Consider the following 24,780-nt stretch of genomic DNA (forward strand, 5'->3'; position numbering starts at 1 on the left):
ACGCGGGCGATACGACACTGCACCTCGTGGCGCAGGCAATGCTTGAGACCTGTGGATGGGCTGGGAAGGGGCGTACCTTCCCGGTGACCCTGTTCAGGTTGCAAGCACAGGCCGACGCGCCAACGTCGGCCGGGAAGGTACGACCCGATGCTCACCGTAGTCCCTGATCCTGCCGCTGGTGATGATGGCCGTGCTGTCGGCTCGTCCGGGTCGTCGTTGATCGATGAGATCGTGCGTGAGGGTGCGCGGCGGATGCTGGCGGAGGCGTTGCAGGCCGAGGTGGATGCCTACATCGCCCGGTTCGCCGGCGAGCGTGACGAGCGCGGGCACCGCCTGGTGGTGCGTAACGGCTCCCATCAGCCACGGGAGGTGCTCACCTCGGCGGGTGCGGTCGAGGTGAGGGCACCGCGGGTCAACGACAAGCGCGTCGACCCGGCCACGGGCCAGCGGCAGCGGTTCTCCTCGGCGATCCTGCCGCCCTGGGCGCGTAAGACCCCGCAGATCACCGAGGTGCTGCCGCTGCTGTATCTGCACGGGCTTTCCAGCGGGGATTTCGTGCCCGCGCTGGGCCAGTTCCTCGGCTCGGCCAAGGGCCTGTCAGGGCCGGTGATCACGAAGCTGACCGAGCAGTGGAAGGCCGAGCAGCGCGCCTTCGCCGAGCGTGAGCTGTCCGATGTGGACTATGTGTATCTATGGGCGGACGGGATCCACGTCAACATCCGCCTGGAGGAGGCGAAACTGTGTCTGCTGGTGATGATCGGCGTGCGCGCTGACGGACGTAAGGAGCTCGTCGCGCTGGCCGACGGTTACCGCGAATCGACCGAGTCCTGGGCCGATCTGCTACGGGATTGCCGCCGCCGTGGGATGCGTGCCCCCGTGCTGGCGGCCGGGGACGGGGCGCTCGGGTTCTGGGGCGCTCTGCGGGAGGTGTTCCCGGAAACACGGGAGCAGCGCTGCTGGTTCCACAAAATCGCCAACGTCCTCGCCGCCTTACCGAAGTCCGCGCATCCCGGGGCGAAGAAGGCCCTGGCCGAGATCTGGAACGCCGAGGATAAACGTCGCGCTCTTGACGCGGTGAAAGCCTTCGACGCCACCTATGGCGCCAAGTTCCCCAAAGCCACAGCCAAGATCACCGACGACATCGACGAGCTTCTGGCGTTCTACGACTACCCGGCCGAACACTGGATCCATCTGCGCACCACCAACCCCATCGAGTCCACCTTCGCCACCGTGCGACACCGCACGAAGGTCACCAAAGGCCCAGGATCACGCGCGGCCGGGCTCGCGATGGCATTCAAACTCATCGAATCAGCCCAGGCCCGCTGGCGCGCCGTGAACGCACCCCACCTGGTCGCCCTCGTCCGTGCCGGCGCCCGCTTCGAAAACGGCAAACTCGTCGAACGACCCGACGAACACGCCCCACCCACCGCCGCCTAAAAGATCTTCATCCACAGATCTTGACAATTACTCCCCGGCCAGCGGTCACCGAAGGTGATGGCGAAGGCGTTGATCACGGGTTTCCAGCGCATCGTCCATCGGGTGCGGCCTGTGCCGGTGGGGTCCAGGCTACGGGTTACAAGGTACAGGCATTTCATCGCCGCCTGTTCGGTTGGGAAATGTCCCCGGGCGCGGATGGCCCGCCGGTAGCGGGCGTTGAGGGATTCGATCGCGTTCGTGGAACAGATCATCCTGCGGATCTCGACGTCATAGTCGAGGAACGGGACGAACTCCGCCCAAGCGGTGCGCCACAGCCGGATGATCGCCCCGTATTTCTTACCCCATTTCTCCTCCAGTTCGTCGAGTGCGGCGAGTGCGGCGTCGGGGCTGGGTGCGGTGTAGATGGGTTTGATATCCCGTTTCACCGCATCCCAGTCGCGGCGGGACGCGAGCCGGAACGTGTTCCTGATCAAATGAACAATGCAGGTTTGAACGGTGGTTTGCGGCCACACGTTCGCGACCACATCCGGGAGTCCTTTCAGGCCGTCGCAGACGAGGAAGAAGACGTCCCGGACACCGCGGTTTTTCAGGTCGATCAGGACGCTCATCCAGAACTTCGCGCCCTCGCCACCGGTGCCCATCCACAGGCCCAGGACGTCCTTGCCGCCGTCCACGGTCACGCCGATGGCGGCATAGACCGGCCGGTTGGACACCTGGCCGTCGCGGACCTTGACGTGGATCGCGTCGATGAACACCGCGACATACACCGGATCCAGCGGCCGGTTGGCCCATTCGTTCATCTCCGCGATGACCTTGTCGGTGATCCGCGAAATCGTCTCCTTCGACACCGAAGCACCGTAGATCTCGGCGAAATGCGCGGAGATTTCCCCGGTTGTCATGCCCTTGGCGTACAGCGACAGCACGATCTCGTCCACATCCGTGAGCCGGCGTTGCCGCTTTTTCACGATCTGGGGCTCGAACGTGCTCTCCCGGTCCCGGGGAACGTTGATCTCGAGCTCACCAACAGCATCCGAGATCACCGTTTTCGGCCGGGTGCCGTTGCGCACGTTCGTCGATTCCCGGTCCGGCTCGGCCTGGTTCTTCTCGTGGCCGAGGTGCTCGGTCATCTCCTCGTTCAACGCGGTTTCCAGCACGTTGCGGGTGAACAGCTTCAACAGCCCGTCCGGCCCGGTCAACGCCAGCCCCCGAGCCTTGGCCTCGGCCACCATCGCCGCCGCGGCCGCCTGCTCCGGCGACAGCTCCCGCGCCGGCTTCTCACTCTTACGTGGACTCACAAGGTCCGATGTCATCACTCACAGTGCCCATCCCGCCGGACCTCGGCCCGGCGTGTCGGGCCGGAAACACCGATCTTGGAACAGTCCCCCCAATGCCGGTCACTTAGGCTGCGTGAGGGGCGGTAGGCTGCGGGTTTGTGGATCTTGAACCGGCGGTGGGACGCGGTGGTGGGCTGGCGGAGCGTGCGGCGATCGGGGTGTTGACCCGGGCGTTTCCGATCGAGTTGGTGGATCGGGTGATCGATCAGTATTGGCGCCGTGAGCAGCGGACCCGGGCTTTGCCCACCCGTTTGGTGTTCTATTTCCTGCTGGTGCTGTGTTTGTTTCCCCAGGAGTCGTATCGGTCGGCGTTGAAGATTTTGCTCGGCGCGTTCGGGCGCTTGGCCGACGATGGCCGGGTGCCGACGAATGGTGCGATTGTGAACGCGCGCCGCCGGCTGGGGGCCGAGCCGGTGGAAACCATCGTCCGGGCGGTGATCCAGCCGGTGGCGCGCGAGGAAACGCTGGGTGCGTGGTAGCGGGATTGGCGGTTGACCGCGTTCGATGGCACCACGTTCACGGTGCCTGACTCGGACGAAAATGATCACGAATTCGGGCGTCCGGGGTCGGGGCGGGGCGAAAAGCGGGCGGCCTATCCTCAGGTGCAGACCGCCTGTCTGATCGAGTTGGGTACCCACGCGGTGTTCGACGCGCGACTGGATGCCTACGCTGCGTCGGAATCGATGCTGGCCGAGGAAATGTTCGCCGCGCTCAAGCCGGGGATGCTGGTGCTGGCCGATCGGTACTTCTATTCGTTCCACCGCTGGCGCCGTGCTGTCGACACTGGGGCTGACCTGCTGTGGCGAGTGAACGCGAACCTGACCCTGCGGCCGGTCGAACACTTTCCAGACGGCTCCTACCTCGCCGAGGTGATCCCTCCGTACAAATGCGGCATGGCCTCCTTCCGGTTGCGTGTCGTCGAATACAAGCTGCGTGACGTTCCCGACGGCAAAGACGAGCTGTACCGGCTCGTCACCACCATCACCGATCCCGCACGAGCGCCCGCGAAAGAACTCGCGGTCCTCTACCACGAACGGTGGGACATCGAAGGCTTTTTCAAGCAGATCAAAAGCGTCCAGCTCAACGACGCCAAGATCTTCCGGTCCAAATCCCCGGACGGCGTCCGCCAGGAATTCTGGGCACACCTGGCCGTGCACTACGCGACCATGGCCATCATGACCGACGCCGCCCACCATGCGGATGTCGACCCCGACAGGATCTCGCACAAAAACACCGTCCGTATCATCCGATCCAGAATCTGGGTACCGGGCTCTTTTCCCCCTCTCCCATCAAGATGATCACTACCGGATCCTCCTCGCCGAAGTCGCCGCCGAGACCAACCCACCACGACGCGACCGCAGCTACCCCCGCGTGATCAAACGGAAGATGAGCAACTTCGGCGTCAAACGACCCCAGCATCAACAGCGCCACCGCCACAGCCGCCCGCCCCACGACGCAATCATGATCACCCCACCCTCCAAACCCGAACGACACCCGCAACCAGCCAAAACACCCTAAGTGACCGGCATTGACGCTAGGCCGAAGTTCGGTTCGGACTCGTGGCAGCAGCAAAAGTCGGGTTGGCCGCCAGATGCCCCCGCAACGCCGGCCGCAGTTCCGGCGACAACAGCACCTGACACTGCCTGCAGCGCACCGGTCGTGCGCTGCAACGTCCCCGCCAAGTGGTCGGTTCCGCGAACCAGCCGGCGGGTTACGTGCGAAGGAGCGTGGTGGCGCGAAGGTCATCCATCAACGGACTCCTTGTCGAACCATTCGGCTGCGGAGGCGCTGGGCCACGCCGTATGCTAGGCGGGTTGAGCTGGTGGTCCGGGAGGCCGGGGCCACTGACCATGATCACCATAGGTCTGCATCCCGCGCACGGCGTTGTAGTCGTCGTTAGCATGAACTGCGGAGAGTGGCAAAGGTGGCCAGCTTGGGCAGTTCACGTTCGCAAGGAGCCGGTTCTCTCGATCACGAACCATCGCGTTCGGGAGCAAGGTCGGCGCTCACCTGGCGATGCCGTGGCGCCAGAAACCGCGCACAGATGTGACGAGCGCGCTCACCCAGTGACGCTACGTGATCAGACGTTCAGAATTATCTCTGTCAAACCTTCTGAAGGCGTAGGCCGCCGCCTGCCGTTGCGGTGGACGGCACCTGCGGAGGTTCCGTGTCACGCCACGCCTTTCCTTGGACGGCCTGGACGACGTTCAGCGTCGATGTACTGCGCGACATCCGGCTTCCACCAGACGGGTCCCATGGCCAGCCGGACAACTGGCTGCGGAAAGCCCTTGGCGCGGGTGATCTGATCCACACGTTGCCGACTGATTTCGTTACCGCGCTTCTCTTCGAGCATGCCTTTGACTTCGGCGGCGCCGAGCAGGTTCTCGCCCAGGGAGCTCATCAGAGTGTCGAGGGCGGTCTTGGCGAGTTTGTGGCCGAGGGCGAGCATAAGATCGTCGTCGGCTGCCGGCTGCTCGTTCATGGCTTCCTTCCTACCTTCCGGCCGACGTCCAGCTCGACCCGGCTTCGCCCACTACCGACACGATGACCGAATCCCCCACGGCAATGCGGGGGCCGCCTGGGCTGGGGCCCGCTGGACGTGGCTGACCGGTGCGGCGCGTGCGCGCCGTGGCGGAAAGGGTATCCGGATCAACGGTTGTGCCGACGTCGCGGTCACTGCAACCGGGAGAACCTCTGCCGCCTGTGTTCGGTGGTCAGCGGAGGTGCTGCGCCGCGTCGGAGTGCTCGGCGCGCACCGGCGCGAGGTTCTGCCCAAGACCGTCCGGCCGAAGCCGCGGCCGCGCCGTCCGTCGCCGCGGGAGGCCCCCGCGCAGCTGCGTGGATTGTGGCTGCTGGGGCATCCTCCCGTTCCGCAGATGCCCGCGGCCCCGCACCTGCTGCTGACCCGGCAAACCGCCATCATGACCAGTGTCTCCGCTGGTGATCGTCACGATCTTTAAACTGTGGGCATTCACGTGACCCAACTGCGGCAGGACCGCATCCTTGACGAAGCCAGGGCCACCACCGACCCGGTCCGCCTCGTGCGCGTCTTCGGCATTACCGTCGCGACCGCCATGCGCTACGTCTACGCTGCCCACCCCGAGCGCCGATCAACCGGCCCACGCTGACCGCCGGTGGCCTGCCTGCCCCCGGCGGGCCCCACCCAGACGCGGAGGAACCGCTTCCTGGGACCAGAGCGCTGTGGTGCAACCCTTGGCGAGCCGGCGGGGACGGCCCAGAGGCCTGGCTTCTCCGGGTCCGTACCCGCCGGTGCCACTGACCGGGTACTTTAGGCCGCGGTGGGCGGGGTGAATGGCTTCCAGCGTTCCGCGGGTGCGCCGTTGCAATACCACAGCTCGGTGGGGGCGCTGGGGCTGGTGCTGTAGCTCTTGACGTTGAGGCACAGGCCGGAGTGCGGGTTGTACAGCGTCTCGTCGTTGCGCCAGTGCCACACCATCGCGGGGTTGCCGTTGCACGGCCAGATCTCGGTGCGGGCACCCGGGCTGGTGCTGTAGCTCTTGACGTTCAGGCACTGCCCAGAGTGCGGGTTGTACAGGTTGCCGTTGCTCCGGTACTCCCATCGTTCCGCAGGATTGCTGTTGCAGTTCCAGATCTCGGTGGGGGCACCCGGGCTGGTGCTGTAGCTCTTGACGTTCAGGCACAGACCGGAGTGCGGGTTGAAGACGTGTTGTGCTGCGGCCCGAACGTCGGCGCCGCTGGTGTCAGCCATCGCGGCGGTGGTGCCCGCTGTCCCCAGGGCCACTGCGCATGCGGCTACCACCGCAAGGCGAGCAGCTAAAGGGCGCTGGCAAGTCGCGACTCTTCGTTTCACGAAAGGTTCCTTTCTTCCGCCATCCCGAACCTCGGGCAGGCACGAAAAATCGTAACTTTCAGTGCCTAGATATATCCTTAAAGTCACCGGATCGAAGTGTGGGCGACACCCATGGGTGGACGCCAACGCCCTCGCTGCCCGATGGCGCGCTGGTGAAACCCCCGACGCCTACGAGCGCGAACACACGACAAACCAAGCGCGTCCCCAGCGAAAGCCTCACTCGATCCGCGCCAAGGGTGGCACCTGACCGCGCGTTTGGACGGACGATGGGCTGGGTAGCCACGGCATCGTGAAGCGTCCCTTATCTCCTAGCACGCCGCCTTCGTGCTCGTCGGACGAACTGGAGCCGCACGAGGTGGCGGCGAGTATGCAGGCTGCTGTTGGGCGTTTGCGCACGCAGTTTGCCCACGCGTTTGGCCTGGACGTGGCAGCAAGCGGTGACCGGGCGGACGGGCCCCCGACCGGGAGCCCGGACGACTGACGCGGGTCAGGCGCCATGACGAGAAGCAGTCAGTGGCGTTGCAGTCGCCGCCCGCCTGACAGTGGCCATGCAGGCCAGTTCAGCACCACGCCAGATCCCGGGGAACGCGTTGCGCGCAACAAACCACCCTCGTCAGCCTGCGGACCACTCCGCCCGCCCCGGCATCACCCATGCGCGGCGACCGGGTCCTCCCGGTCAGCGGCGGCCTGGGTGAGCGCGGGAAAGATCGACAGAACCTGATCCAGGCTGGCCAGGTGCACAGTACGTCCGGCGAACGGGCCCGGGCCGCGACCACCCGTACTGCGACCTCGCCCGCCCCACGGTGCGCTGCGACCAGCACCGTCCTCCCCGCCGATCCCAATGAACATGACGCCAGCACCACGGCCCCATCCCGATGCTCGGTGCGGACGTCGATCCCACCCGGAGGAAGCGGCAACGGGCACGGGTCCCCGGGTTCATCACTGACCGCATGCGGCCATCCTTCCCTCCACCCACGCACGACGCACGACAAGGCCCATGCCGCCATAGGAACCCCAACCGTTACCGGTTGCGTCCGTTGAGGTGGCGTATGGCGTTTCCGCTGGTTAGCGGCGTGGCGTCTCCATAAAGGACGGCCACCGCGTGATCCTTCGAGTTGGCTAGTTCGAGATCGAAGGAGACACGATGGCCGCACCTGAGGGTATCGATCCGACCGGTTGGCTGGGTGAGCAACTCGCCGCTGCCAGTCCGGATCTGCTCCGGAATATGGTCAAGACGTTCGCCGAGGCGATGATGTCCGCCGAGGCCGACCAGCGTTGTGGTGCCGAATACGGCACCCGCAGCCCGGACCGGGTGAACTCCCGTAACGGCTACCGCACCCGTGACTGGGATACCCGGGTGGGCACGATGGAGCTGGCGATCCCGAAACTACGGTCGGGCAGCTACTTCCCCGACTGGCTGCTCCAGCATCGCCGCCGCGCTGAGCAGGCCCTGGTCACGGTGGTGGCCACCAGCTACCTGCTGGGTGTGTCGACCCGGCGGGTGGAAAAGCTGGCCGACCAGCTCGGGGTCAAGAGCCTGTCCAAGTCGCAGGTGTCGGAGATGGCCGCACACCTGGACTCGCAGGTCAAGGCGTTCCGGGAACGTCCGTTGGACGCCGGCCCGTACACGTTTGTCGCGATGGATGCCCTGACGATGAAAGTCCGTGAGAACGGGCGGATCGTCAACGTGCATGCCCTGATCGCCACCGGGGTGAACAACGACGGCCACCGCGAAGTCCTCGGCCTCGACGTCGCCTCCGAGGAGGACGGTGCCGGGTGGCTGGCGTTCCTGCGCGGGTCTTGTCGCCCGCGGTCTGACCGGGGTGTCTCTGGTCACCAGCGACGCGCACACCGGCCTCACGGCCGCGATCGCCTCCGCGCTGCCCGGCGCGTCCTGGCAGCGTTGCCGCACCCACTACCTGCGCAACCTGCTCACCAAGGTCCCCAAGACCGCCCAGCCCGGGGTCGCGACACTGGTGCGCACCATCTTCGACCAGGCCGACGCCCCCGCCGTGGCCGAGCAGTTCGGCAAGGTCGTCGACTCCCTGACCGGCAAACTCCCCGACGCGGCCGACCACCTCGACCACGCCAGAGCCGACCTGCTGGCGTTCACCGCGTTCCCCCGTGAGCTGTGGAAACAGATCTGGTCCAACAACCCCCAAGAACGCTTGAACAAAGAGATCCGCCGCCGCACCGACGTCGTCGGCATCTTCCCCAACCGGGCCGCCATCATCCGCTTGGTCGGCGCGGTGCTGGCCGAGCAAACCGACGAATGGGCCGAAGGCCACCGCTACATCGGCCCCGAACTACTGGCCCGCAGCCGAATGCACCTCGTCACCAGCGACGACATCAACCCCAAAACCAAAGAAATCATGGCAACCGACACCATAACCGCCTAAAGTCCACAATGGATCACGCGGGGCCGCCCTTACACCACCCCGCCGGACGTGACCCCGTTACCGGGAGGCGCAGACATTTCAGGAACCGGTCTGTGCGGCTGCGAAAACCGGCGCGCCCGGTCGATGGCGTCTGGGTAGCGCTGATGTTCCTCGTGCTCCGACACAAAGCCCGGCGAGATGGCCGCATCCGTGGAGAACCGACGCGTCGATGCGCTTGCTCAGGCATGTCGACACGCAGGCTCGCTGTCAGCAGCCTCGAGAATTGGCGAACCCGCGCGCTTCCGTCCGGGCCGATCTACTCGAGGTCGGCTAATCACTCAGTCGGGCCGACCGCGATTGCGGTCGTCGGCGTGGTCGGTGGTCACGCCGACCCTGCCGCCGAGGGGTGCACGGTGAACGATGCAGCCATCTTTCGGCAGGCATCTACCGTCGGCTCCTCGGCCTGTCGCTCAGCCGTTTGATTCAGGCACGAACAGGGCCATCCTTTCAGCATGCCTCTCCTGCATCTCGATGAACGTGGGACATTGCCTTGACGACGTCAAACCATCTTCGTCACAGGAGGAACGGTCGTGTCCACTGTCGAATCACCGGCCATTGCAGATAGTCACCTCTCCCCGGGTATCTCGTCCTGGAACACCCCATAGGTGTCGCCGCACTCCGAGAAGTCCGGGGCGGCATGGTCAGAGATCCAGCCGGTTTCGTCGTTCCAGCCGCGCCACGAGTGGGCATCCTGACCGCAGGTGGGGCACCACGACTTACGTCCCCGGTCGATACGTCCGTAGACGGGCTCGCCGTCACCGTCGACGTAGAGGAAGACGGGTTTGAATTGCTCGTTCATACCGAACATTGGTATCTCTTTCGCTGGTTGGCGTCGGGCCGGTTGCTGGCCGAAACGGTCTCCGTGCAGCACGAGGTGACCTCATGCCGCACGGAGACCGGATTTCACCGGCATACCGCCGCCCGAGCGGCGCGGAGTTCCGTCTCGCTCCAGCAGACTGCCCACCTTTACGCTGCCGATTCGGGGGGTGAATGCCCGAACTGGCATGGAAGACCGGGAGCTACCGGTCGGCTTGGTTCAGTCCTCGTTCTTTCCGTACCACTTTTTGAAGAGGTCGTCGGGCGTCGTTTCTCCGCGCACCAGGCGCATGAATGAGTCGGGGTTCCTGTCCAGCCATCGCAACTCGTCGTCCGGGCTGAACTTCCCGCCCGTTATCACGGTCGCCACCCGTTCCAGTGCCTCGGGGCCCCAGCGACGGCCGATCTCGGCTATGCAAGCATTGCCCTCGTCATCGTAGGGTGGCTCGGGAATATCGTCGTCGCCGTACATCGCCAGTTCACACAGTGTGAGAGCACGCCAGAGGTCCACATCGGACAGTTTGATCAGGTCGCGCGGGTATTCGCGTGCGGCGGCTTTCTGTACGTGGTCCATCGAAGTTTCCTTTCCTATCATTGATTCAGTACTCCCAATAGAGGGCCCGCACATTCAGGCGCGTCCATTCAGGGCAACGCCCCGGGCCCGCCGTCTGGGTTCGTTGGCGGTCTGAACTGCGGTGAAGGCGCGGCTGTGTCGGTGGGTGGGTGCCGAGCAGTGGATGCGTTGCCGTTTAGAGGAGTCCGGGCAGCCGCCAGGTGATGGGCCGGATTCGGAGTGGCCTGGTGTCTGTGTAGGACGCCGCGAGGTTGCCGTGGTCGGTGATGACCCGGTAGGTGGCCAGCCATACTGCGAACCAGGGTTCGGCGCTGGCGCCTTGCCGTTTGGTCGCGTCTGGCGATGGCAGCATGGTGTGGTCCAGTCGTGGCCGGGAGGTCCGGTAGCGGTCGAGACGTCCGCCGATCATCGGGCATGCGCTGGTGGTGTAGGCCGAACATTGCGGATGTAGGGCTGGCTCGTTGGTGCACTGCCGAGGCAGATCGGACAGCCGCATCATCAGCACGAACCGGCTGCCCAACGGTTGGCCGCATACTCCGCACCATCGGCGTTTCAGTGCCTGTGCCATCCGATCTTGATCCACCGAGCCGAAGAGGTACCGGCCGTCGGCGGTGCGGGGCGTGATCCAAGGGACAACAAGGCCGCCGAGGGTCGGCAGATGGCTGAGCCACACCGGAATGGGGGGAACAACGAAGTCAGTCATGACGCTCCTCCTTTTTCGCTGGGTTGTCGTGCGGCGCCGGGATCAGGTCGAGCGCCACGTACGGAACGGGCTGCTCAGCGGGGCCCGGGTCGCGGCTCGGCAACCAGCGCACGCGGTCCCGCCCGGCCTGTGGCGCGTCGGTCGTGTGTGGGATCGAGCGCGGCATGCGGCGAGCCGGACAATGACCATTACGGTCGGGTCAGCGGTCCTGATCCCATCCCATGCGAGCGGCCCACGCTGCGAGTGCGCGTGCGGCCTGGTGCGGGGTGTCGTAGGTGGGTTCTTCAGGGGCGGGACCGTCGGGGCGGATGCTGCCGCCGGTCAGGTCCCGGGCGATGTAGCGCTCGTTGAGCCCGTCCATGGTGCGCTGGACGGTGCCGATCCCGAGTCCCTTGATGGTGACGGGCCACGCCTGTGTGAAGGTGAAAGGCTGCGGTTCGGGTGCTGTGGCGCGGTGGTGCTCCGGCCAGCGGTAGGCGGCCCACCAGTTGGTGACCGTGACATCAATGACGCGGTCCCCGGCGTTCACGATCGCGGTCACGGCGTCGCGCGCGACGGTGGCTCCGATGAGGTCGGCCAGTGTCGCGTAGGCGTCGCGGGCGGTGGTGATTCGCGCGAGGATCGGCGCTGCCTCACGGTGCAGGGTTTCCGCGTCCATCCTGCCGATCGCGCGGTTACGGCGCTCGTAGGCGTCCTCGTCGGTCATTCCGCGGGTCCACGCCGGGGCGAGGGCGTTGATGCAGTCCAGGCAGGCGCTGCACCGGTAGATGCTGGGGCGCGACACGGCAATGGAGATGCCCATGCCGATGTTGTCGCAGCCCGGGGTGCCGCATTCGTCGCTGAGGCTGCCTTTGCTCATGTTTCGCGGGTCCTTTCTGGATTGGGCACAGTTTTGGATGCCGGGTTGGGGAAGGTGGCGAGGAACGCGGCGACCTGGGCAGCGTCTTCTGCCTCGACCGAGAAGGCGAAGGCCACGCGGCCACCGTTGCGGGGCACGGTGGCGGTGCCGGCGAGCGGACCCGAGTAGCGCACGATCGCGTGCTGGGGGTCCGCGCCGGTCGCGCTGGACCGGAGATGCTCGACTGCCGCGCCGAGCGATTCCGCGATGTGGTGCGCCAGCCGGTCCCGCGCGGCGGCCTGGTCGTGGAGTCGTTGGTGCAGCGCGCGGGTTTCGGCGAGGGTGGCTCGGTAGCCAGGAAGCAGCCGCCTGGCTGTCTCGGCCGCTACTCGTTCCGGCGTCTTGGCCGGTGAGACGGAGATTTCGTGGTTCGGGACCGGGTTTCCGTGCCGGTAGCGGAGGTCCCAGAGCTCGTGTGGCAGGCTCGCCGACAGCCTGAGCCGTGGTGTCTTCTCCCGGTCGGAATACCACACGTGAACCCGTTCGCCGTCCGGGCCGATGAGGTAGCGGTCGCGGTGACCATGGTGGCCGAGCTCGATCGTCCACAATCCGTCGAGCGATTCGGCCATCGCTGCCACGAATTTCGGTATGTCCATTGCCGTTTTCCCTCGTGTCGGGTTTCGTTTGGTGAGAGCGGTCACGCTGTTGATTCGCCGCTTGCAGGGCGGCGAAACGGCCGGAGTGCTTCGCGGGCGTCGCCGAGAGAGCGGTACGGCATGCCCGCATGGCCGGACGGCCACGGGTTCTCCGCAGAAGCCTTCATCGCCGCAGAAACATCGATCTCATTTTTCGGCACGATGTAGATCGTGTGCCGATGAACCCAGCGTTTGATCTCGACCCGCATGCCCCAGGTTGCCTTGATCACGGCTTTCACGTGACCGTCGCGAGTGATGTTGGTGACCTCGCAGACATCCACCTCTGTGCGGGTCCTCAGGGGTTGGCCGATAATGAAGTCGTGGACCTGGCTCACGATCACGGCCAGGTCGCCACGCTGTGCCTTAACATGGCCAGTGGTACTCATGGCGTTCTCGCTTTCAGGTTGACCTTGGTACAGGTCACCTCGTTTCCTCCCGTTGCCGGGCGAGTTCGCTGGCGAACCCGCCGACACGGTGGGCGAGCATCGTCCAGAAACCCAATTGGTTTGCATCCAGCTCGGTTTTGACGTCGGAGAAGTGCGGGACATAATCGGGGATGTCGAACCGGTCGGACAACCGGCGCCGATCCACCCACCGGGCGAGCTTGTCACCGTCCACCGCGCCCAGCGCATAGGCAAACACTTGATCTTCGTTCACGTCATCACCCCATATCGTCAGATTCGGTCGCGATCGCACCATTCTTGTGGGGCGTCGTCGTAGTAATGGCCGCACGGGCAGGCTGGCCCCCAGTCGTTCGGGTAGTAGCTGCCAGTGCCGTTACCTATCGGGCAACGCCCGGTCGTGAATACAGCGACGCCCGTTCCGCCAAAACCGCCGGTAGACAATAATTCCGCACGAGCCCATAGTTCACCCCTTTCGCACTTTCTTGCTGCGCACGTAAATCGAGGCGATCAGTTCGGCGATTTCATGTGCGTACTCCGAGCTGACCTCGATCTTGAACTCGACCGTGTTGCTCAGCACCCGGAAGTCGCCACGTACGGCGTCGCCGAGCCGGGCGAAGTCGACCGCGCTCTGATACTCGAACACTTGCGTGTCGGGCAGGATCGCGCGAAGCCTCGCTATTCCGGCCCGCTCTCGTGCCTCGGACGCTTCCCACCTGGCCAGCTGCTCGCGCAGCTCGGCGAGTGTCTCCCGGTAACCCGGCAGGAGCCGACGCTGGATGTCCTGTGCGATCTGGTCCCCGGTCTTGGCCGGCGTAACCGTGATGCCATGCTCCGGTGCCCACCGGGTAGAGATCTTCCGGAACTCTTCATAGGACGCTGAGATCCACAAACGGCCCTTGTGCTGAGTCCGGTATCCGTTCAGGACAACGTGAACTCTCTCGCCGTCCGGTCCGTTGAGGTACGCGCCGTCGGAGCCACGCGGGCTCGTGCCGACCGTCCACCCCTCCCCCAAGGCTTTCGTGATCCCGTGCGCCTTGGCCTTGATGTCTGACATGCCACTCAACCCTCTCTCTTCGCCTGGTCGGTTCGCACGCACGAGAAAGGGGACCGGCCAGTGAGACCGGTCCCTCACCGCGCGCCCAGCATCAGCCGTCCTGCGCGGCGGTCAGCTTCCGGATAACCGCGTGAAGCGACTGGTACGGGTGCCCCCGGGTGCCACGCTCGGCGCCTGCTCGGGTCTGCGCGTCGCCGACCACCCGTAGGGCCTCTTCGGGCGTGGTGTGGAACGTGGCGACCGTCGCCCCGAGCGTGACGAACTCCAGGTCTTCGGCCGTGAGCGTCTCCCGCAGAGCGCTGACGTTCATCTCCGTGAGTCGGGTGATCTTGACCTCGGTCATGCCTTTCTCCTCACAGTCGGTCCGGGCCGCCACGGGCGCGCGTGACGGGACCGCTCTACAGCGATCCCGTCACGTGCGTCAGCAGCTATGTCGACCGGTCGGCCCGGATGTCGGTTGCGTCAGCGGCAGCGTTCGAGCGCGTCCAGCAGCTCGCGCACCTCCGAGCCCAGGCGGTAGCACAGCCAGAAGGCGAGTCCCATTTGAAATATGCGGCATAGGACGACGGCAACCACGAGTATCGTGTCGATTTTGTCGGCAGTCGAATAGCGCATGTTATGTCACCTCGATGGAAGGAAGTCTTGCTCGTCTGGAGCGGGGAATTTGGCGGGTTGGTAGCAGAAGCAGTGCCCAGGGCGTTCACCACAATCACGGCACGCGCCGCACTCGGTGCACATGCCTGTCACGGGGTCGACCTCGAACGTGTGGCACTCGAAGCACCAGTAATCGTCCAGCGAGTCGATAAAGGGTTCCCGGTAGTCACTGTTGGAGTACCAGACTCCGCCATCCCAGATGCCGGATTCCTCGTTGAGGATGTAGGCGTTCCGGCGGTATCGCGGATCGATGGTGAGCACCACGAGCTTGTTGCTTGGACCGAGCCAGCGGGCGAGGCGTTCGCGGTTTCGGCGTGAACCGAGTGACCCGAAGGGCGATCCGGGAAGGAAATCCTCGGCGGCGATACGGGTGTCACACCGTGTGTCACCTTTTGCAGGCTGCACACTGGAGGGCAGGATACCGTTGTGTGCGAGCACTGTCCGCGCGTCGCCGCCCACGCGGAACGGGTGACAGTTGCGCAGGCCGACGCTGCCGTGTGTGCCGAATCGGCTGTGGAATATGGCGGGGCCGTCCGGATATTTCGTGCGTGTCCGGGCGAAGGTGTCGACCGCGAGACGTGCGTCCATGCAGTGCCACACGATGATGTGGTGTTGGGTGACGATGGCGAAGCCGTGGCCGTCGTTGTTGAACTCGGCGCCGTTCATGAGCGCGCCGGTCTCGAGCAGAATGCCCTCAGGATAGAAGGTCAGCAGGCACATCCTCGGTCCTCCAACTCTCGCGCGAGCGGGCCGTACTCGGGGCGCGCCTGCAGCCATGTCACGAACGCCGACCAGTCCCACCCGTTGCGCTGGGCGATGGCGGCAACCGTCAACTGCTGGGTGTACTCGACCGAGGCGGCCGCCAGGCCAAGCGCGGCCTGAACCTGCTGGGGTTCAAGACTGCTTGCGAACACCCGCAGTTCCAGGGTGTCGTCGTTCACGGTGTTGATCGCACGGTGCCGGTATCCCTTGCGGCCCTTGGCGAGGTCCTTGGCGATTTTCCGGTCGTAGTCGTCGAACGCTGCCCACGTGTCGGAGACGCGGCGTGCCATCCTGGTTACTTTGCTTGCGTTGCGGTAAAGGAACTTCATCCACCGGTAGGTGTGATTGGCCGAGTCGAACGCATCACGGCTGATGTGGACGTGCAACCCGTTTCCGGTACCGCTGCACCCGTTTCGCCGCAGAGCGGACAGCAGCTCCCACGGGTACTGGTCGATCGCCCACTGGTACGACATCGGGTGGCTCACCATCTCGAAGCCATAACCCGTGTCGTCGTTGAGCGAGCAGTCCTGCTTCAGATAACCCAGCCGTCCAAGACGATCAGACGCGAGTTCCGCGCAGTCGTCGAGGTAGCCGTGTGGTGTGCTGATCTCCAGTTCGAGGCCGAGAAACAGCGGCCCGTTCCCGTGGAACGTCGGCCGGGGCTTGTAGCCGTAGTCATGGACCAGGCCACCAGCGGACAGCTCACTGTCGAAACGATCTTCGCAGTAGGAGCAGTAGTCGCCGCTGTTGATCAAGTCGTCGCAGCGCTCGCAGGACCAGTACGACTCGGCGCAGTTTCCACAGATCCGGTCACCGGCGCCGGTGGTGTAACGACCGCTGGTCAGGATGCAGCAGTCATCGCACTCGTTGTAGTATCGGAGCGCGCAGTCGTCGCAGACATCGTCTCCCTCGACGGTCTCACGGACGTCGGTGGCGTACCGGTCGCATCGGGCGCACTGGCAGTAGACATCGGTGCAGTCCGCGCAGATCTCCCGGTCATCGTCGGTCAGTACCGCATCGGACACCTGGTCGCCGCAGTCGGCGCACGCGACCAGGTCTATAATGCTGGTGGGCATAACAGAGCTACCTTCTGATATGTCAAGAACCCCGGCAGGGAATTACGGTCCCTGTCCGGGGTTCGCCCTAAACGCGTGCTCAACGCGAAACGCGTTCAGCACCCGCTGGCCTAACGGCCATGGCCGACGCACGGGTTACCGCACGTCACCATGCGCGATTAGGCCGACCGAATTTTCGGCGTGGCTTTCGGGGACACCAAGCGGCACTGCCTCACTGTCCCGTGACATTCCTGCCCGCGTGATCGCAGCGCACATCGGGCTGCGATCAGTTGCGGGCCCGGCGCCGACGGACTTACCGCGTGTCTGGCGCGTCCCGGTCGTTCGTCCACCGTCGAGTGCTGACGTCGAACTCTTCTGTGTCCTCCGTTGCCCGGTAGACCTGCACAATCGTGCGCGTAATGGTCGTGACTCCATGTCCCGCCACGTCGTGGCCGATGGCAGCGGCATCCGTCGCGCTCACCGCGTCCACAAAGAACGTAGGCAGGTCGATTCCGCTGGAGTACCAACCATCCGCGTCCGGCCGGTCATTGATCCGGCGCCCGGTGATCTGGTAGAGAACCATAGCTTCCCTTTCCGTGATGTCTGGTTGGGAGCAATGAACACAGGTAGCCGAAACACGGCTAGGCGCGGCCAATTGATGCACCGCGCCTAACCGTCATCGGGATGACTGACTCTCACTCAGTCGGTGCAGTCCGCCCCGGTTCGTTGTCTACTGCGCCGCCTATGCGCGGTCGCCGCGTATTTCGCTAGGGTCATCGCGTTCGCTTTCGCTCCGCTCGCCCAGGTATCAGGCCCGGTACGGTGCTATTTGAAGCCTTCGGCCGTTATCCACACGGTCGTGCCCGCTGATTTACGCAGTGATCTTCGGTACTGCCTCACGGCATGGGTGCTCCGCGCTACCCGTGGACCATTTGCCGTCCTGACTCGCTGGCCTACGTCCCGAACGACGTCGCGGCATTCCGGAAGGTGGATCTCCCGGCGCAAGCAACGCGCCCTGGTGCGCTAGCCACGTCAAGACGTGATCACCACGCCTGTGTCTACGTGGATCCCGGGGGCCGGAGATCTGTTTTCTCCGGCGGCCGGTAGTTCAAGTATGCGAGAAAACCTTGTCACTGTCAACCATATATCGTGTATCCATCCGGGTCGCTCGGCAAAGCTGAGCATCGCCCGACATGACCAGACAGGGTCCAGCCAGCAGCGACTGACACCGTTCGCGTTCGCTCACGGAGTGCCAGAATCACATGCTCAAGGTTTCTCGCTGTGAAGTTGTCAGGCACAACCGGGGAGTTGGACCCCGTGTCGCCCTCACATCAACTACGTTACAGTTAATCCTAGTCGCTGTCAAGGTATTTTTTGCGGTTGTCGCTCCGCCCGTAAGACCTCGTTGACAATCGGGCATAACGGTTCAAAATCCGACACGTTGGCCAGTTACCACACGAACAGCTCTAAAGACGACCAGCGACGGAGTGGCGCCCAGGGGATAACCCACGACACCGACCGAAAAGCGCCCATCACGAGCGCGGTCACCAAAGCGTGCACGACCGCGAAGCCCCGACCAACCCAGCGAAACAGTCCCACCAAACCCAACCACCGAAAAATCAAAACGCCATGCCGACCCGCAGGTCGACTGTTCAAATTCTTGCCGGCAACCGAGTCGGCCGCAGCATCGGTAGCACTTGGGGCCGCTTTGACCAGGATCAATTGGGTCCATCAGGGTATACCGATCTAATCGGTAATTCGCGAGGACCGTCGGCCAGCAACGCGCCAAGTAGGTGAGTTTCTCCGAACTAGAGGTTCCTCAACTGAATTTGACCTTCGGCATTCCGTCCCCCACCTGCCCGGCTGAGGACTGACTAATCAAGGTTGGTCTGTCTCGCCGAACCGATGCAAGAGCTTATGACGTTACCCGACCAGGCAGCGCCCTCCGGAGACCTACTCAGAAATTGACGTCTCGGCGCGCGCCAGGTACTTCAGTTCTGCCCCGGCCCGGCCGGCAATGGCGGCACGGCGATCATCATCGTGTTCCACGGACTGGTTCTCGCGATGCAGGAGAACCACGATAGGATTAAGGAAGTCCTCCCTGGCCGCGTCGAGCGCCGCGTACAGAAGGTTCTTGAACTCGGAAACCTCGCCCCAGAACACGTGCCGTCTGACGCGTCCATTCGTCGCCGAACAGCGGCGCGGTCCGAAATCCAAAGTCCCGGACTCAACGGACCATCCATTTCCGCACACCGCGAGCACGATCTCGTCAGGTGTCTGGTACCGCTTTGTCACGTATCGCGCATAGGGGCCGAGCCCCTCCTTGGCGCGGGAATACTCTTTTAGCGGCGCGTCCTTCAGCCAGACTCGAATACCATAATCAGGGAAGTACGGTGATAGAACACCACCCACCACCGGGTCGTCGACCCACTCCGTCAGAAGTTTCGTCCTGTCGTGAGCAGCCAGCCGGTCCCACCCCACCTCGTCAGCCGTGCGGTAGATCGTGGAAATCACCTGCGTACGCACGTTCTCTGGCATGCGCAGGCGATACCAGTTGCCCTCACCTCCGCCGCTCACGCCGGTGGAGCGTCGCGCCTGGGCGCCCGCTACGTCGCGACAGTCGCCGGCGGCTACACGTAGCGGTCCCCGGGCACCTTCATTCAAGACCTGCCGCTCGGGCACCAGCACCTTCCATCCGCCGGTCGAAGTCTCGACGAGCGTACGGTCATTGATGAGTTGCCAGTAGCATTGGCCCGTCTCCGGGCGATACATGACGAGCACCACCGGTAGTGAGTGATTCGTCCAGTAACGCACGTGGTCATCATGCGGCCGAAACCACCAGCCATCCGGCCCCTTCTCCTGAAAAAAGCTCCTCCCGCTCTTGATCTGCAGAGCGAGTAGCTTTCCCTTGACGATCTCGCCGTCGACCACCTCCATATGAGCGTCGATGCCGAAGTCCTCTGTCGGCTGCTCACGGAAAAGCCAGCCGAGTTCCTCTTCGACGGCCAGCCTCGTACGAGTCACACCGACGCTCGCCGACTTGGCCGACGGCTCCCGACGCATCATGCGCTCATCATCCCAGCGAGCCATATGGACGCTCCCTCGCCTTGCCGGGACGTGCTCGGTCGGCTCGCCCCAGCCTCCGCGGTCGCCGCTCGGGAGGTCAACGAGTAGTCCGCTCTAGCATGACGGCACTCTCATGCCGGATTGCGCGCGCTTCCGGAGGTGCTGAGCGGCTGCTTCGGCGCGCAGCCGCAGCGATTCTGTCGTATACAAGATCCGCACGACATCGCCCGTGAGATTCGGCTCAGCCGTGAGAACCTGCGCGGCTGCAGGGTCTCGGTGCGCGCGGCATGTCGATCTCGGGCGATCTGTGCCCTGTTCCCGAATCGCTTGCCAAGAAGGGTCATTTCTCCTCGCAAGGAGGCGTACCGAGTGCGCTACACCGACGCCGCAAGCGCTACCCGCACCGATCGGGGCAGCAATGCCCCGGACTTTGTGGTGCGCACCAGCTCCGCGAGGTTGCGCCAGGTCTGCTGACGGACTCCCTGCTGGTTAAGCTCATGAACCTGGGCAAGGGCTCGCTCAACGTTCTCGACATTGCCCGGTCGGCGCCCACGCCCGCTCGACTTGTCACCGAAGGGATGGTCGGTCTCGGGGAATACCCGATCCAGCGGCAGGCGTGCCAACAGATCGGGTCGCCGCAGCATCGAGGCGTTGACCGAGAAGAAGCAGCCGAGTTCGACCGCACGGTCGGTCTGCTTTTGGTCACCGAGCCACCAGTGAAGCACGACGCCGCGGATTGGACGGACCGCCAGGCACTCCAAGACGGTACTGGTTGCCGCGTAGCTGTGAATACTCGTGATGCGCGGTGTCGATTCGAGCGTCGTCAGAATGGCGTCCAGGGTTTCATTCTGCCTGTGCATCGGAACGCGGGACTTGCCGTCGAGGCCAACCTCGCTGACGTACGGCGTGCTGGCGATGAGTTTCGCGAAGCGGTCTGCGTCGAAGGCCTTCTGGACGCCGGCAAGGCCGGGGTGGCAGCCCACGCCCCAGACTGTCCACGAGTCGGAGCGCTTGAGCGCCTGCTCGGCCTCGTCCAGCGAACGTGTTGCTGCAAACACGAGCGCGCCCAGGTCCAGCAGATCGCCGGGCGAGATGTCCGGTTCGATGTGGGCATGCATGTCGATCGATGGCAGGCGTCTCATGGGTAGAGGCTCCGTAACTCTTGAGCCCCGCGCTGGCAGAGGTCGTACGCATCCCGCAGCGGGTAGTCGGTCGGCAAGCTCAGCGTCGCGAGATCCCTCATCCGCACGCCCCGTCGGATGAAGTTGCGAACCTGCTGCTCGACCGACTTGGAGTCCAGCCATTTCTGCACGTAAGGGTCAGCGCTCGGCGCGATGTAGTCGGTGGCGTCGCGCACGCCCGATGCTGTGAAAGAGGCGCGCCTCAGGACACACCCGAAGCACACGCCACAGGGCCGCTCGCTCGAAATGCCCCGCGTCCACTGCCCGCTCAGCGCGCACGAATGAGTAGCGCTCAGGTAGGCGGACGCCTCTGCCAGGCCAACAAGATCCACAACCTGTTGGTACATCTCGCCTTTCGTGGTGCGTGCGAAGGGGTTCTTGATGACGGCGTGGGCGCCAGCCTTAGTAAGCACGTCCGTCAGGTCCCGCAGAAACTTCGGATGTGTGGTACGCGTCGACAGGCTGCCGAGGCGTTCCGGGCCGAGCGGCGGGTTGATCGATGCGAAGCCGTTCTCCGGTATCCACAGCGGCACCTGATGAACCGAGGCCACCGCAAGCCCAAGCGCCAGGAATAGGAAAGACCGTGACCGCGTGGTCGGCTCGTTCGGGTACGGCGTGCCATCTATCCGCTCGCTGCGGCGTCCCAGGTGCACCACCACATGCTCCTGGCTGGGGCCGGGAACCAGCTGTTCGATCTCAGCTGCGATATGGCGCTGGATGGGCGCGAGCATTGTGTTGGTGAAGTGTGAGAGCAGCACGTGGCGCTCACCGGCCTCAAGCAACGAGCGGGAGTACAGGCCGCCGACCGCCGAGTCGGCACCACCGCTCACCAGGACGACGCGCCTGGGCGCGGTCGCTTCCTCAACCGGCGCTACCGCCTTCGAGGCGGGCTCCTGCTGCGTGAACGCCAAGCCCCACCGGTCGCCGCTGAGGAAACCAAGTGTCCGCGCCAGCTCCTCGGCGACACCGTTCCAGGTGGCCGCATCGGATACCGGGATCTCGAGGTCGATCTGGCGCTGATTCCAGTCGGACCCGCCGCCGCGTCGAAGCACCGACCGATCGGCCGCGAGCACCGTCAGGGCGATCCGGACCACATCGACGTTGAGCGGCAGGACCGGACCAAGCTGCTCCAGGTCGGGGCTGATGCCAGGTGTGAAGGATGAACGTTGGTCACTCAACCAGTAGAAGGACGAGGCAGCCTCGTCCGCCGGAACCTCCTCGGCTGCGGCCAAGCGCAATGTGAAGCGCGGCATCAGTTGCCACCTCCCACGATGTCGCGGATTCGTTCGAGACCAGCCTCGACAGCTCGGCTGATCTCATCCTCGGTGGCACCATCCACGGACAGGTCGGCCTGAGCGGCAATCGCTTCTGCGGCATCGCGAATGTCGCTCTCGGCGACATCGGCCATGTCATGCCTGTTGACCAGATCGCCAGTCTCGACGAGCAGCGTCTCGGCGATGATGACGGCGATGGTCTGACGGACCATCTCGTCCGGAGTCAGCCGGTATCCGTCCCGTTCCTGCTCCATCACCCACTCGGCAACCTCGGCGGCCACGAACCGCTGTTCGTGGTCTTCGATGCTGCTGTCCGACGTGCTGCAGGCCATGTCAACGATGCGGCGCGCCACTTCGATGTCGTCCCCGAGGCTGCGTAGTTCGTTGTAGTCCAGGCCCAGACGTTGCAGGGTCGCCGCGTCACCGGTGCTGTACGCGTATGCCGCTGCGGCCGCGCGTCCTGCCGTGCGAGCAGAGCCGACGGCCGAGCGTTGCGGGCCGCCACCACGTGAACCGGTCCCGCCACCAGACGCCCCGCTACCTCCGCCGCTGGGACCGTCACCGCGCCCGGCGCTTGGTCCGCGGGGACGGATGAGGTTGATGATCCGCTGGAGCGCAGCCGGATCGAGTGGTGGCCGCTGGCCATCGGGGCCTGCCCCGTCAGAACTCGGCAGGCCATCCAGATAGTGACCGACGGTATCGCGAACCGCCTTGCCGTCCTTGCCGCCGCTGCCGGAGTAGGCGCCGCTGGTGCCCATCAGGTGGTTCCCCTGTTCCCCAGCGCGCTTTCGACGGACCGCTTGACCTGGCCGTCCGTCAGCTTTCCCTTCCAAGTCGTGAGGACACTCCGGATGGCTGCGGGGTCGTCGATCTTGAACTGTATCGGTGTCGCGATGGTGATTTCGTTGGGCGGCAACATCAGGAGGGCATCTCGGGCCGTCGTCACCACGCCCGGCCGTCGCCGGGCGATACGCAGGATGGCATTGGCACCAGCCTTCTGTTTGGCGGGCTGGTCACGGATGGTCCGTCCGATGTGCCGCAGCAGGTCGGTGGCGTCGCCGTCGCCCAGCCCATCCAGCTCGACATCAGTCACCGATGCTTGCGCGCGTCGCGATTCCGAAAGCAGGTTGGCCGCGATGTCGCGCAGCCGTTCGGGCAAGCTGTCGTCGATCAAGGTGATGCTGGCGAAGCTCGCCGCCAGGGTCAGGTAAGGCGATAGGTCGAGCCCACGCAGCGGCGGCGCCAACCTGGCCCAGCGCACCATGGCCTGCGAGAACTGGCCTGACGTGGCTGGGGTGACCGTCCGCGAGCGAGTGGCGGACGCAGCACCCCGCGGTCGCGATGCAGCTCCGCTTGCCCCATCTGAGTCCGCCCGGTCTTCGGCGACAGCCGTGTCGACTTGCGCGGGCCGGCCAGCCTCATCCTCCAAGCTCCCCAGGTGGTCCCGCATCTGGCCCTTGGCGAACCAGTCCAGCAATAGCTTGAACTCGGCCTTCATGAGGGCTTCGAGAGCCATGAGCTTGGCGACTACGCCGGGATCGAGGCTGATACCCCGTCGCGAGGCCACGGACTGACGGACGTGGAGGTCGTTGAGGAAGCGCTTGATGTAGCGAGGGTTGCCCCGCAACTTCTCGTAGAGCAACGGCGTCAGGCGGCGGGCGAAGGCCAACTCGTCGTCCATGGCCAGCCCGTCGATTTCGCCGATGTCGTCGATGCTGCCGCCGTCTCGGCGGATCTGGGCGCAGCGCTCGACGAGCGCGGTGAGCTGCTTGGGCTTGGCCGCGGCCTGCATCTGGAGAAGCAGCAGGTAGGCCTGAGTGTCGAAGTGGCTCAGGGCCGGAAGCGGGACGGTGGTCTGTACGATTTTGTGCAGGTAGAGCGTGGCCGGATCCTGCTGTTCGTCGTCGCTTTCGTCGGGTCGGCCCGTGGCCTTGAATCGCGTGCGGATGGCGTCCGCCACCCGCTCTTCGTCAGCGGCGATCACAAACGACATCTTCGGCACGGCCAGGAAAAGACGCATCGCCTCCAGGCTCTGCACGACCGTCTCAGGCAGGCAGCGGTCGAGGTCGTCCACCAAAACGGCGACAGCCCGGACGTGCTTGAGATCGTCAGAGCCGAGGAGTTCGGCGAACTCGTCCCGGAATTCATCCAAGCCGCGAACCGACTCCTTGTCGTCCTCCTTGGGCTTCACCAGCTCGACGAGCTTGTCGAAGTCGGGAATCTGCAAGGAGAGCGATGACTTGGCAGCCAGCTTGATGGCCTTGGCCCAGTCGATCCGCTTACCCAGGCGGACCAACAGGTTCTTTGCTTTGTCGGTCTTTGTGGCCGAGCTGGCGACTTCGGCGGCAAGCGCATCCAACACCTCAGCGATGAGGCTTTCCTTGGCACCGGTTGACGGGTCGTAGCGCCAAGGGTCGGTCTGGATGACCAAAACCTTCTGGTCGGCCGTCTTCCGGTGGTCGAGTTCCTGGGCGACAAGGTTGAGCACCGTGGTCTTGCCACTGCCCCAACTGCCGGACAGGCCGAGCGCCACCGGATCAAGCGTGTCATCGAGCAGCGCGTCAGCGACGGTCTGAGCAACCGCGTCGAAGGACAGCAGGTCCACACTCGCCGGGTCGTCGGACCACAGGCCAGAGATACGGGCGGTCATACCGCCGCCCCGG

At 64.7% G+C, this 24,780-nt stretch carries 28 protein-coding genes and 1 pseudogene; 5 read left to right on the forward strand and 24 right to left on the reverse strand.

Going from position 1 to position 24,780, the window contains the following annotated elements; genetic code table 11:
• The first annotated feature begins 147 nt into the window (after nucleotides 1-147).
• Nucleotides 148-1,437 carry an IS256 family transposase gene (locus tag ACFSXZ_RS40665; RefSeq protein WP_378271863.1) on the forward strand — a complete coding sequence of 430 codons (1,290 nt, stop codon included), beginning with the start codon at nucleotides 148-150 and terminating at the stop codon, nucleotides 1,435-1,437.
• Here the strand turns inward: ACFSXZ_RS40665 and ACFSXZ_RS40670 are convergent.
• Nucleotides 1,434-2,747 (reverse strand): IS256 family transposase, encoded by a 1,314-nt coding sequence (locus ACFSXZ_RS40670; protein WP_449224306.1) that lies wholly within the window; start codon nucleotides 2,745-2,747, stop codon nucleotides 1,434-1,436. The two genes, ACFSXZ_RS40665 and ACFSXZ_RS40670, sit on opposite strands and share 4 nt — an antisense overlap.
• Nucleotides 2,748-2,869: 122 nt before the next feature.
• On the opposite strand from ACFSXZ_RS40670, the gene ACFSXZ_RS40675 reads away from it, so the two are divergent.
• Nucleotides 2,870-3,250: a transposase domain-containing protein gene (locus ACFSXZ_RS40675; RefSeq protein ID WP_378271864.1), complete on the forward strand. Its 381-nt coding sequence runs from the start codon at nucleotides 2,870-2,872 to the stop codon at nucleotides 3,248-3,250.
• Nucleotides 3,251-3,262: 12 nt separating this feature from the next.
• Nucleotides 3,263-4,069, forward strand: coding sequence for an IS4 family transposase (locus ACFSXZ_RS40680; protein ID WP_378271865.1), 807 nt, complete (start codon nucleotides 3,263-3,265; stop codon nucleotides 4,067-4,069).
• Nucleotides 4,070-4,941: 872 nt separating this feature from the next.
• Here ACFSXZ_RS40680 and ACFSXZ_RS40685 read toward each other — a convergent pair.
• The gene (locus ACFSXZ_RS40685) at nucleotides 4,942-5,253 is read right to left on the reverse strand and encodes a hypothetical protein (RefSeq protein ID WP_378271867.1); all 312 of its coding nucleotides are present in this window, start codon (nucleotides 5,251-5,253) and stop codon (nucleotides 4,942-4,944) included.
• Nucleotides 5,254-5,485: 232 nt separating this feature from the next.
• A complete protein-coding gene (locus ACFSXZ_RS40690) occupies nucleotides 5,486-5,722 on the reverse strand; it encodes a hypothetical protein (RefSeq protein ID WP_378271869.1) in 237 nt (78 codons plus the stop codon).
• A 12-nt stretch (nucleotides 5,723-5,734) separates the two neighbouring features.
• Here ACFSXZ_RS40690 and ACFSXZ_RS40695 point away from each other — a divergent pair, with 12 nt between their 5' ends.
• A complete protein-coding gene (locus ACFSXZ_RS40695; RefSeq protein ID WP_378271871.1) occupies nucleotides 5,735-5,899 on the forward strand; it encodes a hypothetical protein in 165 nt (54 codons plus the stop codon).
• A 161-nt stretch (nucleotides 5,900-6,060) separates the two neighbouring features.
• Here ACFSXZ_RS40695 and ACFSXZ_RS40700 read toward each other — a convergent pair whose 3' ends face one another.
• On the reverse strand, nucleotides 6,061-6,501 hold the full coding sequence (locus ACFSXZ_RS40700) for an RICIN domain-containing protein (RefSeq protein ID WP_378271872.1): 441 nt from the start codon (nucleotides 6,499-6,501) through the stop codon (nucleotides 6,061-6,063).
• Nucleotides 6,502-7,248: 747 nt separating this feature from the next.
• The gene (locus tag ACFSXZ_RS40705; protein WP_378271873.1) at nucleotides 7,249-7,452 is read right to left on the reverse strand and encodes a hypothetical protein; all 204 of its coding nucleotides are present in this window, start codon (nucleotides 7,450-7,452) and stop codon (nucleotides 7,249-7,251) included.
• 295 nt (nucleotides 7,453-7,747) lie between these two features.
• Here ACFSXZ_RS40705 and ACFSXZ_RS40710 point away from each other — a divergent pair.
• Nucleotides 7,748-9,002, forward strand: a pseudogene (locus ACFSXZ_RS40710) (IS256 family transposase).
• A gap of 604 nt (nucleotides 9,003-9,606) precedes the next feature.
• Here the strand turns inward: ACFSXZ_RS40710 and ACFSXZ_RS40715 are convergent.
• The 19 genes from ACFSXZ_RS40715 to ACFSXZ_RS40805 all read right to left on the reverse strand — a co-directional run bounded on the left by ACFSXZ_RS40715 (nucleotide 9,607) and on the right by ACFSXZ_RS40805 (nucleotide 24,767).
• Nucleotides 9,607-9,840: a hypothetical protein gene (locus tag ACFSXZ_RS40715; RefSeq protein ID WP_378271874.1), complete on the reverse strand. Its 234-nt coding sequence runs from the start codon at nucleotides 9,838-9,840 to the stop codon at nucleotides 9,607-9,609.
• Nucleotides 9,841-10,077: 237 nt separating this feature from the next.
• Nucleotides 10,078-10,431, reverse strand: a complete 354-nt coding sequence (locus ACFSXZ_RS40720) for a hypothetical protein (RefSeq protein WP_378271875.1) — start codon at nucleotides 10,429-10,431, stop codon at nucleotides 10,078-10,080.
• Between the two features lie 175 nt (nucleotides 10,432-10,606).
• Complete coding sequence (locus tag ACFSXZ_RS40725) at nucleotides 10,607-11,134, reverse strand: hypothetical protein (protein WP_378271877.1); 528 nt, start codon at nucleotides 11,132-11,134, stop codon at nucleotides 10,607-10,609.
• Nucleotides 11,127-11,300, reverse strand: coding sequence for a hypothetical protein (locus tag ACFSXZ_RS40730; protein WP_378271878.1), 174 nt, complete (start codon nucleotides 11,298-11,300; stop codon nucleotides 11,127-11,129). Before ACFSXZ_RS40730 ends, ACFSXZ_RS40725 begins: the two co-directional genes overlap by 8 nt.
• Before the next feature lie 33 nt (nucleotides 11,301-11,333).
• Nucleotides 11,334-11,993, reverse strand: a complete 660-nt coding sequence (locus tag ACFSXZ_RS40735) for a hypothetical protein (protein WP_378271879.1) — start codon at nucleotides 11,991-11,993, stop codon at nucleotides 11,334-11,336.
• The gene (locus ACFSXZ_RS40740) at nucleotides 11,990-12,628 is read right to left on the reverse strand and encodes a hypothetical protein (protein WP_378271880.1); all 639 of its coding nucleotides are present in this window, start codon (nucleotides 12,626-12,628) and stop codon (nucleotides 11,990-11,992) included. Before ACFSXZ_RS40740 ends, ACFSXZ_RS40735 begins: the two co-directional genes overlap by 4 nt.
• 41 nt (nucleotides 12,629-12,669) lie before the next feature.
• Complete coding sequence (locus tag ACFSXZ_RS40745; protein ID WP_378271881.1) at nucleotides 12,670-13,053, reverse strand: hypothetical protein; 384 nt, start codon at nucleotides 13,051-13,053, stop codon at nucleotides 12,670-12,672.
• Nucleotides 13,054-13,087: 34 nt separating this feature from the next.
• Nucleotides 13,088-13,324, reverse strand: coding sequence for a hypothetical protein (locus ACFSXZ_RS40750; protein ID WP_378271883.1), 237 nt, complete (start codon nucleotides 13,322-13,324; stop codon nucleotides 13,088-13,090).
• Nucleotides 13,325-13,534: 210 nt separating this feature from the next.
• Nucleotides 13,535-14,125 (reverse strand): hypothetical protein, encoded by a 591-nt coding sequence (locus ACFSXZ_RS40755; protein ID WP_378271885.1) that lies wholly within the window; start codon nucleotides 14,123-14,125, stop codon nucleotides 13,535-13,537.
• Between the two features lie 91 nt (nucleotides 14,126-14,216).
• Nucleotides 14,217-14,468: a hypothetical protein gene (locus ACFSXZ_RS40760; RefSeq protein ID WP_378271887.1), complete on the reverse strand. Its 252-nt coding sequence runs from the start codon at nucleotides 14,466-14,468 to the stop codon at nucleotides 14,217-14,219.
• A 119-nt stretch (nucleotides 14,469-14,587) separates the two neighbouring features.
• Nucleotides 14,588-14,740 carry a hypothetical protein gene (locus tag ACFSXZ_RS40765; RefSeq protein ID WP_378271888.1) on the reverse strand — a complete coding sequence of 51 codons (153 nt, stop codon included), beginning with the start codon at nucleotides 14,738-14,740 and terminating at the stop codon, nucleotides 14,588-14,590.
• A 6-nt stretch (nucleotides 14,741-14,746) separates the two neighbouring features.
• The gene (locus ACFSXZ_RS40770; RefSeq protein WP_378271889.1) at nucleotides 14,747-15,499 is read right to left on the reverse strand and encodes a hypothetical protein; all 753 of its coding nucleotides are present in this window, start codon (nucleotides 15,497-15,499) and stop codon (nucleotides 14,747-14,749) included.
• Nucleotides 15,487-16,617, reverse strand: coding sequence for a hypothetical protein (locus ACFSXZ_RS40775; RefSeq protein ID WP_378271890.1), 1,131 nt, complete (start codon nucleotides 16,615-16,617; stop codon nucleotides 15,487-15,489). The genes ACFSXZ_RS40770 and ACFSXZ_RS40775 overlap by 13 nt, the downstream gene beginning before the upstream one ends.
• 292 nt (nucleotides 16,618-16,909) lie before the next feature.
• Nucleotides 16,910-17,179 carry a hypothetical protein gene (locus ACFSXZ_RS40780; RefSeq protein ID WP_378271891.1) on the reverse strand — a complete coding sequence of 90 codons (270 nt, stop codon included), beginning with the start codon at nucleotides 17,177-17,179 and terminating at the stop codon, nucleotides 16,910-16,912.
• 1,370 nt (nucleotides 17,180-18,549) lie between these two features.
• A complete protein-coding gene (locus tag ACFSXZ_RS40785; RefSeq protein ID WP_378271893.1) occupies nucleotides 18,550-19,686 on the reverse strand; it encodes a DUF4365 domain-containing protein in 1,137 nt (378 codons plus the stop codon).
• 350 nt (nucleotides 19,687-20,036) lie between these two features.
• Entirely contained in the window at nucleotides 20,037-20,804 is a 768-nt protein-coding gene (locus tag ACFSXZ_RS40790) for a TatD family hydrolase (RefSeq protein ID WP_378271895.1), read from the reverse strand.
• Nucleotides 20,801-22,096 carry a hypothetical protein gene (locus ACFSXZ_RS40795; protein WP_378271896.1) on the reverse strand — a complete coding sequence of 432 codons (1,296 nt, stop codon included), beginning with the start codon at nucleotides 22,094-22,096 and terminating at the stop codon, nucleotides 20,801-20,803. Before ACFSXZ_RS40795 ends, ACFSXZ_RS40790 begins: the two co-directional genes overlap by 4 nt.
• Nucleotides 22,096-22,875 carry a hypothetical protein gene (locus ACFSXZ_RS40800; RefSeq protein ID WP_378271898.1) on the reverse strand — a complete coding sequence of 260 codons (780 nt, stop codon included), beginning with the start codon at nucleotides 22,873-22,875 and terminating at the stop codon, nucleotides 22,096-22,098. Before ACFSXZ_RS40800 ends, ACFSXZ_RS40795 begins: the two co-directional genes overlap by 1 nt.
• Nucleotides 22,875-24,767, reverse strand: a complete 1,893-nt coding sequence (locus ACFSXZ_RS40805) for a KAP family P-loop NTPase fold protein (protein ID WP_378271899.1) — start codon at nucleotides 24,765-24,767, stop codon at nucleotides 22,875-22,877. Before ACFSXZ_RS40805 ends, ACFSXZ_RS40800 begins: the two co-directional genes overlap by 1 nt.
• Between the last annotated feature and the right edge of the window lie 13 nt (nucleotides 24,768-24,780).

Source organism: Amycolatopsis pigmentata, assembly GCF_042684065.1.
Classification (GTDB): domain Bacteria; phylum Actinomycetota; class Actinomycetes; order Mycobacteriales; family Pseudonocardiaceae; genus Amycolatopsis_E; species Amycolatopsis_E pigmentata.